The sequence below is a fragment of the Fictibacillus terranigra genome (genome assembly GCF_030412265.1).
Taxonomy (GTDB): domain Bacteria; phylum Bacillota; class Bacilli; order Bacillales; family Fictibacillaceae; genus Fictibacillus_C; species Fictibacillus_C terrinigri.
Genome location: NZ_JAUHLN010000002.1, coordinates 338,449 through 354,229, shown reverse-complemented (window position 1 = coordinate 354,229; position 15,781 = coordinate 338,449). Strand labels below are relative to the sequence as shown.

Sequence of the window (15,781 nt, the reverse complement as noted above, 5' to 3'; positions counted from 1 at the left end):
TACTTAGCGGAGGGGAGGCTGATATTATGAAACCTTTACAAATTTCAGCAGAAACAGCTCTTATGCTGTCCAAGAAGCTGAATGTTCCACTTGAACAGATCATGCATATGCCTCAGCATATTTTAATAAAGAAACTGATGGAAATTTCTGAGGAAGAAGAGAGCAAAAAGGAAGAATAATTCGACAGAAACCTACTTTGACAAGTTGAAAGTAGGTTTCTATTTTTCAATGTTAAAGTCAATACTAGTATAAAAAAGAACAAAGGATTTGAGCTGCTATGGAAAATAAGTTACGAGCCGGAGAGGTCTTCACATTAAAAGTTGAGAGGTTGAGCGACTTCGGATTTTTTTTAAGTCTTGGCACTGAAGAAGTAATGCTGCATAAAAGAGAGGCGTCTAGAGAGCTTAAAGAAGGGGAAACGGTTGAAGTGTTTTTATACCAGGACCATGAGGGTCGTCTGGCAGCGACCATGACCCAGCCGAAGGTCCGTTTGGATTCACTGGCATGGCTTACAGTCGTGGGATCTCAAAAAAGGTTGGGGGTATTTCTGGATATTGGCATACATAAGGATGTTTTGCTTTCAAACGATGACCTGCCAGGCCCATTGGAGCTGTGGCCAGAGGCCGGCGACCAATTGTATTGCGGGCTTCGTCTTGATAAAAAAGGCCGCTTGTTTGCAGATCTTGCGAGCGAACAAGAGATCGTTGAACAGGCAGAAGCTGCGGATGAAAGCCATTTTAATCAGGTGGTTACCGGACATGTGTACAAGCTGAATGATTCAGGCGCATTGATCTTTACGGAGAACAGCCTGATCGGGTTTATACACCAGGATGAAATGAACCAGCAGGTCCGACTCGGTGAGAAGATAGAATGCCGCGTGACGTTCGTAAGGGAAGATGGCAGAGTAAATCTTTCCATGAAACCCAGGAAGGAACACGCGTATAGTGAGGATGCTGAAAAAATCTACAGCTATCTCAAGGCAAACAAAGGCCAGATGCCTTATACGGATAAATCCAGTCCGGAAGACATAAAAAATGAATTTGATATAAGCAAAGCAGCATTTAAACGCGCGCTTGGCAAATTGATGAAGGAAAACAAAATCAAACAAGAGGACGGAAAGACGTTCCTTAAGATTTAAACAAAAGCATGCAGATCCGTTCGTCTGCATGCTTTTCCTTTGGTCTGACGGTGGTTAGCAGATCTTGGCTTTGGGTTTTAACAGCCCTTGTAGTCGGAAATATGGCTGGTTCGGGAAGTGGTTTCTGAATCTATGGCTGAAGCGTTTGACTTTGTTATATTTGTTGCTGCGCTGGCTTTTCTTGTTCCATATGTAATGGCTTCATAATATCAAATCAAATTGGTCGTTTTAGGCGAGACCTGAGAGAACCATCAGAAAAGGATGGCATCATCGCTCGATTTGCAGCGGTGTACTCCTTATGGTCATAAAATCAGGAACCGCGGATATAAAAACCTTTCATTTTTGCATGACACTTCTAGCTTCAGGAATCTTTTTTTTATCCGGTGGTAAGAAAGCAATTTTGGAAGAAAGAAAAAGGACAGCTTTAGAATAGCAGCTGTCCTTTTTTATGGAATTCATCTTAAGCATTGTCTCGAAGGCCGATCCCGGTATTTACTTTGACTACGATTTCATCATACTTGCGAGCATCAGATTTTTTGGAGGAAAGAAGCGTACCTGCTATTGCACCAATAAATCCAAGCGGGATTGAAACAATGCCCGGATTTGCCAATGGGAAGAGAGGTTCGCCGACCAAGATCGCCGCACCGGCTTCTGGGGACCAGACGCTCGGGCTTATAGCTACTAAAACGAGAGAACTTATAAGCCCAACCAGCATTCCGGACACGGCACCCGCTGTATTAAACCGTTTCCAAAATACGGTGAATAATAAGATGGGAAGGTTTGCGCTTGCGGCTACAGCAAAAGCAAGTGATACGAGAAAGGCCACATTTAATTTTTGTGCGAATAAAGCGAGAATGATAGATAATACGGCCACACCAATGGAGGACCATCTGGCAGCTTTCATTTGTTCTTTTTCAGTGGCTTCGCCTTTTCGTATGATTTGACTGTAAAAATCATGGGCGAACGCGGAAGCCGCTGAAAGAACAAGACCGGCGACTACTGCAAGAATGGTAGCGAAGGCGACAGCAGATACGAAAGCGAATAAAAAATCTCCTCCCAGTGCTTTTGCCAGCAGTGGAGCAGCCATATTTCCAGCGGCATTCGCTTTTACGATCGAATCTGTTCCTACGAATGCAGCAGCTCCAAAACCAAGAAAGATCGTCATAATATAAAAGATTCCAATCATCCAGGTCGCATAAACAACTGATTTCCTTGCAGTAGGAGCATCCTTTACTGTAAAGAAACGGATAAGGATGTGGGGAAGCCCGGCAGTACCGAGAACCAGTGCCAGATTAAGAGAGATCGTATCGAGCGGATCCTTGTATTTGTTTCCTGGATGCAGGAAACTCTCGCCTAATGGTGTGGCTGTTTTAATATGTTCAAACATTCCCGTGATGCTGTAGCCGAATTTGGCGAATACCATCAGAGAGATAATGAAAGTACCGGCCATGAGCAGTACCGCTTTTACGATTTGGACCCAGCTTGTCGCCATCATTCCGCCAAACACCACATAGACTGTCATAAGCACGCCAACGATCAGAACAGAAGTGGTATACTTTAAACCGAGCAGCAAGGTAATCAGTGCGCCAGCTCCGACCAATTGGGCAATCATGTAGAAAATAGAAATCGTAATCGTGTTTAACGCAGCAACTCCACGCACTTTCTTATCATCAAACCTTGCCGCAATCATATCGGCCATCGTATATTTTCCCAGGTTTCTCAATGGCTCAGCCACAAGATAGAGGACGACAAGGTACGCTACGAGAAAGCCAATGGAATAAAAAAAGCCATCAAAGCCAGAAAGTGCTATCGATCCAGCAATGCCGAGGAACGAAGCGGCTGACATATAATCCCCGGCGATCGCAAAGCCGTTCTGCCAGCCGGTCAGCCCACTGCTGGCTGTATAGAAATCATTGGCATTATTCGTTCGTTTCGCTGCAAAATAAGTAATGACCAAGGTAATGGCAACAATCGCAAGAAAAAGAATAAAAGCTGTATTCATTTTTTATCAGCCTCCTTTAAAGACTGATGTACAATCTCATCAGCTTGTTTATCAAAAGACTCCGCTTTTTTAGAATAAAGGCTGCATAATACCCATGTCATAATAAATTGTGAGAATGCAAAAACCCAGGCCCAGCTAATATCACCGATTGCAGATGTATTAAGAATTGTAGAGTATGAGGTCATGATGGGGAGAGTAAAATAAAAAACAAAGAAGAAAATGGACATAGGAAGCAGAAATTTCTTTTTTTCCTGAAGTAATTGTTTAAAGGACGCAGAAGAAGCAATCTTTGAATAGTCAATATCCTTCTCATCAGACCTTTTCTCTGCTAGCACTTGATCCCCTCCTGAGCAATAAAATGGATGAACACGCGCAACACTCCTTTTTCTGAAAATTTTATCATTTTCATTATATAAAAATTGTAGTTTTATATCTAGCTTTTTGGAGATTTAGTTGATGTTCACTTACGGATATAGTATTTTAAGGATATTTACTAAGAAAGAAGGGTGGTGAGGAGCAATGAGCATGATTCTTGTTAAGCTGGGTATTTCTGCATTTCTCGGTTTAGTGATCGGTCTCGAACGTGAACTTAAGCGTAAACCGGTCGGCTTAAAAACCTGTTTGGTGATTTCAATAAGCAGCTGTCTATTAACGATTGTTTCCATCGAATCTGCTAAAAGCTTCTCCGATTTAACCGGACGAACGATGATGGACCCTATGCGTCTCGCGGCACAGGTTGTAAGCGGAATCGGTTTTCTGGGAGCGGGGGTAATATTACGCCGAAGCAACGATGTCATTTCCGGTTTGACGACGGCCGCTATGATATGGGGTGCATCTGGTCTTGGGATTGCCTCTGGCGCTGGGTTCTATATGGAGGCAGCAGCAGGAGCCCTCATGATTCTGATCAGTGTTGAATTAATTCCACTGGTTATGAAATGGATGGGTCCCAAAACACTGAGAGAAAAAGAAGCCCGTGTGCGCATTATTGTTCCTGATGGATGGAACATGACCGAAATGGTGAAAGAGATTAGGAAGAAGGGGCTTAAGATCCTTAATGTCCGGGTGAAAGATCTGGACAATGGAACAAGCAAGATGGAGCTGACTCTTAGTATTTATGAAAAAAGATATACAACTGACATTTATTATGATATTAAAGAGATAAAAGGAGTTCAAAACGTAGAGATCGAGACGTTAAGCTAACTTCGTAAAAGGAGCCATGTGAATGAAAGCACTAATCATTATCGATTATACTTATGATTTTGTGGCAGACGATGGAAAGCTGACTTGTGGAGTTCCTGGCCAGTCCATAGAAAGAAGGTTGACATCCATAACCAAACATTTTATCGAACAAAATGATTTTGTGGTTTTCGCTGTTGACCTGCATGAAGAAGATGACCCGCATCATCCTGAAGCTCGTCTGTTTCCGCCCCATAACATCAGAGGATCACAGGGCCGGGAGCAATACGGAAAACTTGGTGAGCTTGTTCAATCACTTACCGTTCAACAAAAAAACAGTATTTTTTGGATGGATAAGACACGCTACAGTGCGTTTGCAGGTACCAACCTGGACATGAAACTGAGGGAGCGAGGCATTACAGAGCTTCATCTTGTTGGAGTGTGCTCTGACATCTGTGTCCTTCATACGGCAATCGAGGCTTATAATAAAGGTTATGACCTTGTAATTCACGAGGATGCTGTGCAGAGTTTTAACTCGGCAGGACACCAATGGGCGCTGAAGCATTTTACAGACGTTCTTGGAGCAAAGGTTGTGAAGGACGGTTATTCGACACTCATATCATAAAAGATAAATGAGTTTATTCCTTTAAAGGAATCCGCTATAATTGGTTGTACATACCTATATGGAGGGATACAATGAACGCTTACGAAGAATACATGAGACAAATGGCTCAGCCAATGAGGAATGAGCTGACAAATGCAGGGTTCACTGAATTGACCACATCAGAAGAAGTGGATCGTTTTATGGAAAGTACAGAAGGTACTTCTCTTGTCTTTATAAACTCTGTATGCGGATGTGCTGCTGGATTGGCACGACCTTCCGCAATTTACTCGTTAAACCATGAAGCGAAGCCGGATAACATTGTTACTGTATTTGCTGGCCAGGACAAAGAAGCGACGGCAAGAATGAGAGAATACTTTGATGGCTATCCGCCATCTTCACCTTCAATGGCCTTATTAAAAGGTAAAGAAGTGGTTCATTTCATCCATCGTCATGATATTGAGAACCACAGCGCAGAAGAAATCGTAGAGAATTTGATTACCGCTTACGAAAAAAACAACAGATAAGAAGAACTCGATAAGAGTTCTTTTTTTTGTGTAAAAAGTTATCGGGTCCCACCTGTTAAGAAAATATTCAGAAAACAATTGCCATTTTAGCACTTATGTCATATAGTATAACTAATGATGTTAGAAAACATGACATAAGAAGGGTGGAGATATTACATGAAGGAAAGTACGGTAATGATGTTTATGGATTCTCTATGGGTAATGGTGGCTGCGATCTTGGTTATTGGCATGCAGGCTGGTTTTGCACTTTTGGAAGCAGGTTCCACCCGTATGAAAAACTCGGGTCATGTGGCAGGTAAACAAATTCTAAGCTTTGCCATTGCAACCATCGCTTTTTGGGCAGCGGGGTTCGGCATCACATTCGGTGAAGGCAACAGTTTTTTTGGCGCATCAGGCTGGCTCATGCATGGGGACAGCAAAACATTTGATTCCTTATCCTGGGCGAACGTTCCGTTATCTCTAAAATTTTTATTCCAACTGGCGTTTGTAGGGGTCTCTTTGGCGATAGCGTGGGGAGGGTTTGCTGAGCGGGCAAAACTATCAGTCTACTTCATCTTCGGAACGGTATTTACTGTGCTGATCTATCCGATTATCGGCCATTGGGTCTGGGGCGGAGGCTGGCTTGGAAAAATGGGGATGCAGGATTTTGCAGGATCGACTGTCGTTCACCTTCAAGGAGCGATCGCTGCCCTTGTCGCTACTTTGCTTCTTGGTCCCCGTATTGGAAAGTTCAATAAAGACCGCACACCGAATCTCATTCCAGGACATAACCAAGTATATACGGTTCTCGGCGGCATCATCCTATGGATCGGATGGTTTGGATTCAACGCTGGAAGCACGATGGGAACTGCAGATGGATTCTTTGGCTACATTGCTTTGACAACCAATCTAGCTGCAGCTGCAGGGGCGATCGGTGCCATACTCACTTCTAAGCTTCTGACTGGAAAAGCGGACATTCCGGCAATGGTAAATGGCGTACTTGCTGCATTAGTGGCCATTACAGCAGCGTGTGCTTTTGTGGAAGCCTGGGCGGCTATCGTAATCGGAGCGTTTGCTGGGGCATTTACGTTCTGGACTTCTGTTTATTTTGAGAGAAAAGGCATCGATGATCCGATTTATGCCTTTTCCGTACATGGTATAGCTGGAATTTTAGGAACCATCTCAACTGGAATTTTCGCATCACCTCGCCTTGTGGAACAAACAGGCGTTGGAAAGGCTGGGCTTTTGTATGGAGGTGGGTTCCAACAGCTTTTTGTTCAAACCATCGGTGTCATAGGAGCCGCAGGGTACGTTGCCATCGTTTCATTCATTCTCCTTTTCGCATTGAAAAAACTGATCGGCTTAAGAGTAACACCTGAGCAAGAAATTTCTGGATTGGATATCAGTGAACACGGCTCATACGGGTATCCAGAACATTTAGACCCAGCCATCACTCAGAAAGCTAACTGATTCTTATGCAATATCCTTTTGATGAACCGAATGTACAGACCTCGAAAAAAGAGCCTGATTTGCAAGAACGTCTGGCAAAAGCTGGTTCTCTTGAGGAACTTAGAGAAATTCATATGCGGATCATCCCCATGATTCAAGGGCTTTCGGCTTCTGGCCACTCGATTGAATACCGGTACAATATGCTCAATAATATGCATGATGTACTGACGCGCAGAGCCGTTTCTCTTGCTTATGATGCGGCAAAAAAAACGTTTGGAGAACCACCTGGTGGAAAACTTTGTTTTTTCAGTATGGGATCCAGTGCACGCCATGAACAAACTGTCTGGACCGATCAAGATAATGGGCTCATCTATCAGACGGTTCGAGCAGATGAAGTGGAATACCGGGCATTTGCTGAAGAATTTTCCAGAACCGCTGTCCAATATTTAGCGGAAGTAGGCTATCCCTTATGCCAGGGTAATGTGATGGCATCCAACTGTCGATGGAGACATCATGAAGAAGACTGGAGGGAACAGCTATTATTCTATTTGAATAATGGATCAGAGGAAAATTTGAAGTATATGATGATCATGCTCGATACTAAGCAAGTTTATGGTGTGCCTGCCCTTCTGTTTCGTTTGCGGAAATGGTTTGTCCATGAATTACACCAGCGGCCGATGATTCTAAAAAAAATGCGAGAGCTTGTTACCTCACATGAAATTCCGATGAATATGTTCGGGATGATCTTTACGGAGAGGTGGGGGAAATATTCAGGCCGGTTCGACTTGAAACAGGGCGTGTTTGCTCCCTACATCAACAGCATAAAAATATTGTCGGTTTTGTATGGGAACGAGGCGCAGTCGACTAGGGAACGTATATTAGAATTGAACGAGAAAGGATTTATAACGCTTACTGAAACGGAGCAATACTTGGCTGTATACGATTTCCTATTGGAATTGCGTTTAAAGCACTCGATTGGATTGGCGGAAACGGACGACAGGCTCGATTACCATTTACGGCTATCTGAAATGGAGCCTAAAAATGTCCAGGAGCTGAAACGTATCATGAAACAGATTAAAGCCATCCAAAAACAAACAAAAAAGAGAGGTCCTAGTTTTGAACAATCAACCGGGATCTGAAAGAAATCTCAAGTATATCATGAACCGTTTATTCAGCCTTGGGTTGAAAAGGGAGGAAGTTCCTGCCGGCAGCCCCGGTTCCTTTCAGCATGAAGCCTGGATCAGAAAAATTCTGAAAGAGAAAGCTTCAAAACGAGCGGATCTAAAAACAAGGCTCGAGGATATTTTATTTATCATTTTGGATACAGAGACAACAGGTTTCCGACCGGAACACGGCGACCAGATTTTCTCGATAGCAGCAGCTAAAATAAAGAATTTCAAGGTCGTTGACCAGTTTAGTCAGCTAATCAATCCTTGTGTCAAAATTCCAGAGGAAATTAGCATTCTTACTGGAATTTTTGAAGAAGATGTAAAGAACGCACCAACATTGGATGAGAAATCAGAGGCATTCCTTCGCTTTCTCTCGGGAGGAATGATCATTGGGTATCATATCTCGCATGATTTGGCTTTCATTAATCACTTTTTGTGGAAAAGATACCGTTCTTCTCTAAAACAGCCGGCTCTTGAACTGGCATTGATTACAGAAAGGTTAGTAGGTTCTGAAACCTTTGAAACATTGGACAGTGCAGCCTCTTATTTCAACATCGAGTGCAGGAACAGGCATACCGCTGAAGGAGATGTCTTAATCATGGCTGAACTATGGAGAAGCTTATTGCGGCTGTGTAAAGAAAAAGGGATTGAAACGCTTGAGGATCTTTATGTCACAATGAAATAAGAAAAAGAAAGCGGGGGGATCGTTCTCCGCTTTCTTTTTTTAATGCCCCTTTTAACTGCTGCTACTGCTGCTTTCGCAGCATTCTTCTCCTGAGAAACCAGACCAACAGGAGCAGCCGATAATGATCAATAAGATAAACAAAACAATAATTAATGTATAGCCGTGTCTTCCGCCAAAGCCCAATCCGGCTCCATAGCCGTAGCCAGTTCCATAACCATAACCATCATAACCGCCGTGATGATGATGCGCGAACGCAGGCTTGCTTGGAGCAACCGGCATGTTCAGTGATTTATTGATGGGTATGTTGACAGGTGCGTTAACCGGGGCGTTTACTGGTTTATTCATCGGTGCCATAGGTGCATTTATTTTCTTATTTTCCATTATTGTCCCTCCGTCATTGAATAATATTAGGTATATATCACCATACAGCCTATGTACGTTCGCCCTGCTCGGTAACGGACAAATGCGGATTTTTTGAAAATAAAAAAAGCATTCCTGCCGGAACGCTTATTATAGCCATTTAATTTTCGGTTCGGTTTTAGCGATAATTCTTCCGATGTTGGACCTGTGCCGATAGAGCAGAAATATAAGGAAAGCCGCCATAACAATGATCAACAGAATGTCACGGATGATGACTCCATAGATCACAGCCGCCGTACATGCGACTAGGGAAGATAAAGAAACATATTTCGTGAGGTATAGGACGATGAAGAAAACTGCAACAAGCAGCAAAAACATGACCGGAGCATAGAACAGCAGGATTCCTGCTGAGGTTGCTACTGCTTTTCCGCCCTTAAACTTTGCAAAGATCGGATAACAATGTCCGATGACTGCGGGTATTCCAGCCAATAGAATATGCAGATCCGTATTCAGCAGCCACGGAAGAGATGCTGCAAGTGTTCCTTTAAGAATGTCGGAGATCGTTACAATAAACCCTGCTTTTTTTCCAAGAATCCGAAAGGTGTTTGTGCCGCCCAAATTCCCGCTGCCGTGCTCACGGATATCAATTCCATATTTCCATTTTCCTATGATAAGAGCAAATGGAACAGAACCGATGAGATAGGATAAGACCAAAATTAACAGTATCAAATGATTCACCTTCTGCCTGTGTTTTCTTTTTATTATATATTCAATCGTTTCCAGGCAACAGATGTTTTTTTTGCAGGTGTCTTTCTGCAAAATTTGTCATCTAAAAGCATCATCACGCACGACAAAGACACCCTAATGAGCATGGTTCTTTTGCTTATTCTGCTTCTTGAAAGGCAGCCACCAGTTCCAGCTTCCCATCAATCTCATGAGAGAAGGTACGAGAATCATCCTGACTAGTGTGGCGTCAATGAAGATGGCGAGAGCAATAGCGATTCCGATTTGCTTTACTGGCATTACATCGGTAAAAACGAACGAACCGGTAATCACGATCATGATGGCAGCGGCAGAGGTTATGATCTTAGAAGTGGAAGTTAAACCTTCAAGTGTTGCCTGATCATTATTTCCGGTTTCCTGATAGACTTCCTGAATTCTTGATATGAGAAAAACTTCATAATCCATACTGAGTCCAAACACAATGCCGAACGTAAAGACGGGAATCATCAAACCGATACCGACCGGATCCATTAAGTATCCGCTTTGAAAGATCCATACTAAAATGCCGAATGTGGCTGAGAGGCTAAGCACATTCATGACAATCGCTTTTAAAGGGATAAACAAGGATTGAAAGGCGATAAGGAGAACAACGAACGTCGACAGAAGTACAATGGCAAGGCCGGCTGGTGTTTTGTCCACGATCTCATGAAAGATTTCCTGATTAAACTTGGTCGACCCTCCGAGACTAAGTATTAATCCGTTTTCTTCGCCTTGCCATTTTTCCACCCACTCTTTAGCTGCTTCTGATGTGACTCCAATCGAAAGGTAAGCTCGGATTACTGTTTTGTTATCATTTACATAGCGGTAAATCACGGGTTTTAACTTTTCGTTACCTTGTTCGGTTCGAGTGGCTGCAATAATTTCTGAAGGTGTAAGATGACCAGTGTACGAGAAAAGGGAGTCCACATGATCGATTATTTTTTCCTTTTCCAGCCGTTCAACGAGTTGACTGGCGTTCGATAATTGCTTTTCGGTCAGAAGCTTACCGCGGGCGGCAGCTACAATCGTTACTGGATACAATTCCTTTTTGCCAAAAGTACCTTCAAAGCGCTCAAACATGATCCTCGATTCATAATGAGGGGGAAGTGATTCTGCCTCAGGAATGGAAAGCTTTAAATGATGGACAGGCATGATAGCCAGGATTAGGATGGCTACAGAGCAAATGAGCATGATCAAAGGCCTTTTCATGATGAAAGAGGCGAAGCTTCTCCACCCGGAACGGCCGTTTCTTTTCTTCAACAGCATGAGTGAGTTGATTCGTTTACCGAGCACTCCCAAAACGGCAGGAAGAAAAGTCAGAGCATTAATAACAGAAATAATGACAACGACCATTCCGCCGAGTGCAACAGACCTGAAGATATCAATCTCTATCAGCAGCATCCCTGAAAGTCCCAAGAACACACAAAACCCAGAGAAGGCAATCGATCTTCCAGCAGTCTGAACAGAGATAACGACAGCTTCCTCGATGCTCTGGTGCTCAAGCTCTTCTCTGAACCGGTTGACGAGCAAAAGTGCAAAATCAATTCCAAGAGCAAGCCCGATCATCGGCACGACATTGAGAATAAAAATGGTTAAGCTAAATTCCTGCCCGACAATAAAAAGAATTCCCATTGAGCAGACCACGCTGACCAAGCCGACAATAATGGGCAGACCCGCTGCGATTAGACCGCCAAACGCCAAGAGCAAAATGATTAATGCCGCAGGGAGTCCGATTGCTTCTGCGCGGGCCAGGTCCTTTTGGCTGGCCGTGTTCATATCCTCTGCAATGACAGGGCCTCCTGTGATCCCGATCTTAATATCCTTTGTGCTTTTCGTCTTGTTTCTGATCTGCTTTATGGATTCCTTCAACTCTCCGAAGCTTCTGTCAAAATTCACGGTGGCATAGGCTGTTTTGCCTTTAATCATCTTCTCTGCGGTATAGGGTGATGTTACACTTACCGCATGATCCACAGATTTTAATTTTATTAATGTCTCTTCTACAATCTTTCTGTATTCGGGATTATTGGGTGAATGACGGCTGGATTGAAACAATATCATGACAGAAGACTTTGGTTGATGAAACTCATCCTGCATGATATTTTCTACTTTTTTGAAGGTGCCTTCCATCTCAAAGCCGCTTCCGCTTAATGAATCTGGAAGTCTGAACGCAAGGACACTTAAAGCAGCGGCCGCTATTACCCATACAACTATTATGAGCTTCCGGAATTTGAAAGCGCCCTTACCAGTTCTATGAAAGATGCCTTTGTCTCTCATTTCATTCCTCCTTTTCGATGATGCCAGACCAGTAGAATATTGCCCTATGCTGATAAATGTGATATAGATGATAAGATTAAATAAAAAAGTAACAGGTGAAACGGATATGATCGTAACTACAGCTGGAAAATTTAATGAGCAACTGATTGAAAAGGCCGAAAAGATCAGCCGAATGGTGAACGGACGGCTGGTTTCAAGAAAAAACCAATCTATATCTTCCTTACATACCCAATTTAATGATCATATATTAATGGTAGGAAAAGAAAAATTAACGCTGCATCCATTGGGTCAATCAGAGCCGCTTTTTTTTCATCCCAATTCTTCTATGTTTCGGGTAAAACAAATCCTGCGGGGTGAAGCGGATCCTTTACTTTCAGCAGCTGCACTTGATAAAGGAATGACGTTGCTGGACTGTACAGCAGGACTGGCTTCGGATGCCATTGTTTGCAGTTTGGCTGTTGGCAGCGAGGGAAAGATCGTTGGTATCGAGAAGAACCGCTATATCGCTTTTTTGGTCGAAAGCGGCCTTTGCACATGGGAAAGCGGCTTGCCGGAAATGGATGCCGCGATGCGCCGGATTACCATTCTGAATGAAGATCATTTTTCCTATTTGAAAAGGCTGCCTGACAATTCTTTTGATGTCGTGTATTTTGATCCGATGTTCGAGGAATCCATCGACTCACCGGGCCTGAAAGGCATAAAAGGTATGGCTTCCTATGTGCCAATGACTGAAGAAACGATAAAGGAAGCCAAACGTGTGGCAACGAAAAGAATTGTATTAAAGGACCATTTTAGGAGCTCCAGGTTTGAGGAGTTTGGATTTACAGTAATAAAGCGCCCGTCATCCAAATTTCATTATGCAGTTATTGAACTGGCTGAATAAGGAGATTCTATGTTAACTGGACTACTTTTGCTTCTCTTAGCAGGTGCTGGGATTGCAGGGTTCATTAAAAAACATATTTTTAGAATAAAAGATCCTGATCTGCAGGCCAATTTGAAACAATTAAAAGAGCAGGGATGGTATCAGGAATTGGCCGAAGATCCCAGGTCTTCCTGGTTATTGGCTTCTTTTGAAGAGAAAGGTCCTCTAAAGGATGTTTATTATGTAAAGCAGCTGCTGGAAAATGACGGTTCCAAGGAGGGCTTCATCCGCTATATACGTGAAAAAACCCAGTAAACAGCCGTTTACTGGGTTTCTCGTATCCATCATCGGGAAAGGACGTCTGTATTCATCGCCCATTCATTAATAACAAAATCTCTTGCCCCTGACGTTACGTAGGGGTCCTTCTTGGCTAGAGAAGTCGCTTCATCCAGGTCCTTCGCTTTATATATAACCAGTCCGCCCGATCCGTCTGTGAATCGCCCATATGTAAAGATGTTCCCTTGATCTGCTAATGCAGCCAAGTAATTCAGATGTTCCTCGCGATAAACTTGGCTTTTCTCTTCATCCAGAATCGGAAGACGTACTGCATAATAATTCATTTTCCAACCTCCTAGTATTCTTACTCTCTCTTATTATGTAAGGAAACCCTAAAAAAGAAAAGTCATTGTTTCTGAAAATTCCGAGAAATATTTTTCATTTCTTCCATATGGTTAACGTATAGAACTAATTTTAACACCTATGGAGGAATGTATGGCTAAACACAGATTGTATCCATCCTGGACATCACATGTTCAAACGAAATCAGTAACTGCAGGCGTTGAAGCGACGGCTGGGAATTGGCCGACCCATTTCTTAAAAAGAAATAGAAGGGGAGAGTTTACCAATTTTAAGGGAGAAGTAATTGAATGGAAGGTCAAAGACCCATCAGAAATTGATTTTTCCGGAAAAGAGTTAGCCATCGTCAGATCAGCATTGAATAACCTGACAGCCAAGCAAGAGAAAATAGCAAAATATTATGCGGGGCTTCCAACAACCAATTGGTCTCTCATCGCCGGAAAACTGATCGAAGCGTATCACCTGTCGCCTCCGCTCGCTGCAAGATTGCTGTCTGTGTTGCAGCAGGGCATTTCCGATACCCTTTGTGCTGTGTGGCATTTTAAATATGTCTGGGATGTGGCAAGACCCGTACAGTTGGATCCGGCATTACAAACCATGATCAACACTCCAAGCTATCCTGCATATGTTTCTGGTCATGCAGCAGTTGCGGGTTGTGCAAAAACAATACTTTCTCACTTCTTTCCTCATGAAAAAGAGAAATTGCAGCAAATAGCCGAAGAGGAGGCGGCTTCCCGATTATGGGCTGGTGTTCATTTCCGCATAGACACTGTTGAAGGGATCAGGATAGGTACGCAAATTGGAAGCCTTGCAGTCTTTTCCTTGAATTATCAGAAAATCATGCTTGAGGTGCAAAAGACGAACAGACACGCGGACCTCTCCGCCGATTATGCAATACCTATGGATGATGTAAAGCCCCGAGCATTGGTCGCAGACCGCCGCTAACATTAACCGAAACCTAAGATCCTGGAGAAATTGTCTAGCTCCAGCGCTTGTCGGACTTTAACAGAGCGCTTGAGCTTTTCTTATTAATTGTCAGATAATTGTGTTACTATAGATAAAAAAACAAAAAGATGTGAGGGCTGTCCATGATTGATCTGAGAAGCGATACGGTAACAAAACCGACGGAAGAGATGCGCAGGGCGATGTATGAAGCAGAGGTAGGGGACGATGTGTATGGTGAAGACCCTTCGATTAATGAATTAGAAGAGACGGCCGCTGAAATTCTTGGAAAGGAAAATGCCTTGTTTGTTACGAGCGGCACCCAAGGAAATCAAGGGCCATTCTTACCCATTCGGTTTCAGGAAGTGAAGTCATTATGGAAGCCGACTCACACATTTTTATGTATGAAGCGGCTGCAGCTTCTGCCTTTGCCGGAGTACAGCCAAGGGCAGTTAAAGGCGTCAGGGGAACCATACAAACCGAAGATTTATTGCACGCGATCAGAGGTGAAGACATCCATCATCCTGAGACAAGCCTTGTTTGCCTTGAGAACACCCATAATCGGGCTGGAGGAGCGGTTACGTCCCCAAAAGATATGGCCGCTCTTTATAGAATATGCCGTCACCATGAAATACCTGTCCACCTTGACGGGGCCAGACTTTTTAATGCGGCTGCATCCATCGGTGTACCGGTTAAGAATCTCTCAATCTATAGTGATACCGTACAAATCTGTTTATCGAAAGGCCTGGGTGCCCCGGCCGGGTCGATATTGGCAGGTCCTGCTTCGTTTATTCAGCATGCCAGGAAGTGGAGAAAACGTCTTGGCGGAGGGCTTCGACAAGGCGGTGTACTGGCTGCTCCCGGAATGATTGCTTTGAAGAAGATGGCTGACCGTCTTCCTGAGGACCACGAAAAAGCAAAAAGGCTGGCGCAGCACCTGGGGGAACAGCCCTCCCTTTTTATTGAAAACAGGGTAGAGACGAACATTGTCCTTGTGAATATAGGGCAAACTGGATTTTCGGCCAGTCATTTTCTCCAGCTGCTGAAAGAAGAAGGGGTGCTTGCTGTTGCGTTCGGTCCGCAAACGATCCGTTTTACTACTCATTATGATGTATCCCTTAAAGAGATTGGCCAGGCCATTGATAAGATTTCAAAAGTTGTATCCGCTAGGGTAATTTTTCACTAATCCTGTAATCTCGAAAAAAAACCAATCCTGCAT

Annotated in this window: 17 protein-coding genes and 1 pseudogene; 12 read left to right on the top strand and 6 right to left on the bottom strand. The window is 43.5% G+C overall.

The annotated features are described in order from the left end of the window. The first annotated feature begins 26 nt into the window (after positions 1 to 26). Positions 27 to 179 carry a YycC family protein gene (locus QYF49_RS09560; RefSeq protein WP_290399389.1) on the top strand — a complete coding sequence of 51 codons (153 nt, stop codon included), beginning with the start codon at positions 27 to 29 and terminating at the stop codon, positions 177 to 179. 98 nt (positions 180 to 277) lie between these two features. After that, positions 278 to 1,138, top strand: coding sequence for a CvfB family protein (locus QYF49_RS09555; RefSeq protein ID WP_290399388.1), 861 nt, complete (start codon positions 278 to 280; stop codon positions 1,136 to 1,138). A 460-nt stretch (positions 1,139 to 1,598) separates the two neighbouring features. Here the strand turns inward: QYF49_RS09555 and QYF49_RS09550 are convergent, their stop codons facing one another. Together QYF49_RS09550 and QYF49_RS09545 are read right to left on the bottom strand one after the other, a co-directional pair. After that, complete coding sequence (locus QYF49_RS09550) at positions 1,599 to 3,140, bottom strand: solute symporter family protein (protein WP_290399387.1); 1,542 nt, start codon at positions 3,138 to 3,140, stop codon at positions 1,599 to 1,601. After that, positions 3,137 to 3,475, bottom strand: coding sequence for a DUF485 domain-containing protein (locus tag QYF49_RS09545; RefSeq protein WP_290399386.1), 339 nt, complete (start codon positions 3,473 to 3,475; stop codon positions 3,137 to 3,139). The genes QYF49_RS09550 and QYF49_RS09545 overlap by 4 nt, the downstream gene beginning before the upstream one ends. A 184-nt stretch (positions 3,476 to 3,659) precedes the next feature. Here QYF49_RS09545 and QYF49_RS09540 point away from each other — a divergent pair, with 184 nt between their 5' ends. The 6 genes from QYF49_RS09540 to QYF49_RS09515 all read left to right on the top strand — a co-directional run bounded on the left by QYF49_RS09540 (position 3,660) and on the right by QYF49_RS09515 (position 8,726). Next, a complete protein-coding gene (locus QYF49_RS09540; protein WP_290399385.1) occupies positions 3,660 to 4,340 on the top strand; it encodes an MgtC/SapB family protein in 681 nt (226 codons plus the stop codon). Between the two features lie 22 nt (positions 4,341 to 4,362). Further along, on the top strand, positions 4,363 to 4,941 hold the full coding sequence (locus tag QYF49_RS09535; RefSeq protein ID WP_290399384.1) for a cysteine hydrolase family protein: 579 nt from the start codon (positions 4,363 to 4,365) through the stop codon (positions 4,939 to 4,941). Between the two features lie 71 nt (positions 4,942 to 5,012). After that, a complete protein-coding gene (locus tag QYF49_RS09530) occupies positions 5,013 to 5,444 on the top strand; it encodes a BrxA/BrxB family bacilliredoxin (RefSeq protein WP_290399383.1) in 432 nt (143 codons plus the stop codon). A 156-nt stretch (positions 5,445 to 5,600) separates the two neighbouring features. Further along, on the top strand, positions 5,601 to 6,893 hold the full coding sequence (locus tag QYF49_RS09525) for an ammonium transporter (RefSeq protein ID WP_290399382.1): 1,293 nt from the start codon (positions 5,601 to 5,603) through the stop codon (positions 6,891 to 6,893). Positions 6,894 to 6,898: 5 nt separating this feature from the next. Beyond that, positions 6,899 to 8,011 (top strand): DUF294 nucleotidyltransferase-like domain-containing protein, encoded by a 1,113-nt coding sequence (locus QYF49_RS09520; RefSeq protein WP_290399381.1) that lies wholly within the window; start codon positions 6,899 to 6,901, stop codon positions 8,009 to 8,011. Next, positions 7,989 to 8,726 (top strand): exonuclease domain-containing protein, encoded by a 738-nt coding sequence (locus QYF49_RS09515; protein WP_290399380.1) that lies wholly within the window; start codon positions 7,989 to 7,991, stop codon positions 8,724 to 8,726. Before QYF49_RS09520 ends, QYF49_RS09515 begins: the two co-directional genes overlap by 23 nt. A 51-nt stretch (positions 8,727 to 8,777) precedes the next feature. Here the strand turns inward: QYF49_RS09515 and yjcZ are convergent, their stop codons facing one another. From yjcZ to QYF49_RS09500, 3 genes are all read right to left on the bottom strand, one after another. After that, complete coding sequence (gene yjcZ, locus QYF49_RS26000; protein WP_425589562.1) at positions 8,778 to 9,107, bottom strand: sporulation protein YjcZ; 330 nt, start codon at positions 9,105 to 9,107, stop codon at positions 8,778 to 8,780. A gap of 129 nt (positions 9,108 to 9,236) precedes the next feature. Next, positions 9,237 to 9,815, bottom strand: coding sequence for a glycerol-3-phosphate 1-O-acyltransferase PlsY (plsY, locus tag QYF49_RS09505; protein WP_290399379.1), 579 nt, complete (start codon positions 9,813 to 9,815; stop codon positions 9,237 to 9,239). Between the two features lie 132 nt (positions 9,816 to 9,947). After that, positions 9,948 to 12,122, bottom strand: coding sequence for an MMPL family transporter (locus QYF49_RS09500; protein ID WP_290399378.1), 2,175 nt, complete (start codon positions 12,120 to 12,122; stop codon positions 9,948 to 9,950). Positions 12,123 to 12,228: 106 nt separating this feature from the next. Here QYF49_RS09500 and QYF49_RS09495 point away from each other — a divergent pair, with 106 nt between their 5' ends. Both QYF49_RS09495 and QYF49_RS09490 read left to right on the top strand, forming a co-directional pair. Further along, complete coding sequence (locus QYF49_RS09495; protein WP_290399377.1) at positions 12,229 to 13,005, top strand: class I SAM-dependent methyltransferase; 777 nt, start codon at positions 12,229 to 12,231, stop codon at positions 13,003 to 13,005. Positions 13,006 to 13,014: 9 nt separating this feature from the next. Further along, positions 13,015 to 13,299, top strand: coding sequence for a hypothetical protein (locus QYF49_RS09490; protein ID WP_290399376.1), 285 nt, complete (start codon positions 13,015 to 13,017; stop codon positions 13,297 to 13,299). A gap of 29 nt (positions 13,300 to 13,328) precedes the next feature. Here the strand turns inward: QYF49_RS09490 and QYF49_RS09485 are convergent, their stop codons facing one another. Continuing rightward, positions 13,329 to 13,604 (bottom strand): YciI family protein, encoded by a 276-nt coding sequence (locus QYF49_RS09485; RefSeq protein WP_290399375.1) that lies wholly within the window; start codon positions 13,602 to 13,604, stop codon positions 13,329 to 13,331. A 151-nt stretch (positions 13,605 to 13,755) separates the two neighbouring features. On the opposite strand from QYF49_RS09485, the gene QYF49_RS09480 reads away from it, so the two are divergent. Both QYF49_RS09480 and QYF49_RS09475 read left to right on the top strand, forming a co-directional pair. After that, a complete protein-coding gene (locus QYF49_RS09480) occupies positions 13,756 to 14,565 on the top strand; it encodes a vanadium-dependent haloperoxidase (protein WP_290399374.1) in 810 nt (269 codons plus the stop codon). 143 nt (positions 14,566 to 14,708) lie between these two features. Continuing rightward, a pseudogene (locus QYF49_RS09475) lies at positions 14,709 to 15,748 on the top strand (threonine aldolase family protein). Positions 15,749 to 15,781 lie beyond the last annotated feature (33 nt).

Coding starts and splice junctions, on each gene's coding strand:
- QYF49_RS09560 (WP_290399389.1), top strand. CDS start 27: ATGAAACCTTTACAAATTTCAGCAGAAACAGCTCTTATGCTGTCCAAG.
- QYF49_RS09555 (WP_290399388.1), top strand. CDS start 278: ATGGAAAATAAGTTACGAGCCGGAGAGGTCTTCACATTAAAAGTTGAG.
- QYF49_RS09550 (WP_290399387.1), bottom strand. CDS start 3,140: ATGAATACAGCTTTTATTCTTTTTCTTGCGATTGTTGCCATTACCTTG.
- QYF49_RS09540 (WP_290399385.1), top strand. CDS start 3,660: ATGAGCATGATTCTTGTTAAGCTGGGTATTTCTGCATTTCTCGGTTTA.
- QYF49_RS09535 (WP_290399384.1), top strand. CDS start 4,363: ATGAAAGCACTAATCATTATCGATTATACTTATGATTTTGTGGCAGAC.
- QYF49_RS09530 (WP_290399383.1), top strand. CDS start 5,013: ATGAACGCTTACGAAGAATACATGAGACAAATGGCTCAGCCAATGAGG.
- QYF49_RS09525 (WP_290399382.1), top strand. CDS start 5,601: ATGAAGGAAAGTACGGTAATGATGTTTATGGATTCTCTATGGGTAATG.
- QYF49_RS09520 (WP_290399381.1), top strand. CDS start 6,899: ATGCAATATCCTTTTGATGAACCGAATGTACAGACCTCGAAAAAAGAG.
- yjcZ (WP_425589562.1), bottom strand. CDS start 9,107: ATGGAAAATAAGAAAATAAATGCACCTATGGCACCGATGAATAAACCA.
- QYF49_RS09500 (WP_290399378.1), bottom strand. CDS start 12,122: ATGAGAGACAAAGGCATCTTTCATAGAACTGGTAAGGGCGCTTTCAAA.
- QYF49_RS09495 (WP_290399377.1), top strand. CDS start 12,229: ATGATCGTAACTACAGCTGGAAAATTTAATGAGCAACTGATTGAAAAG.
- QYF49_RS09490 (WP_290399376.1), top strand. CDS start 13,015: ATGTTAACTGGACTACTTTTGCTTCTCTTAGCAGGTGCTGGGATTGCA.
- QYF49_RS09485 (WP_290399375.1), bottom strand. CDS start 13,604: ATGAATTATTATGCAGTACGTCTTCCGATTCTGGATGAAGAGAAAAGC.
- QYF49_RS09480 (WP_290399374.1), top strand. CDS start 13,756: ATGGCTAAACACAGATTGTATCCATCCTGGACATCACATGTTCAAACG.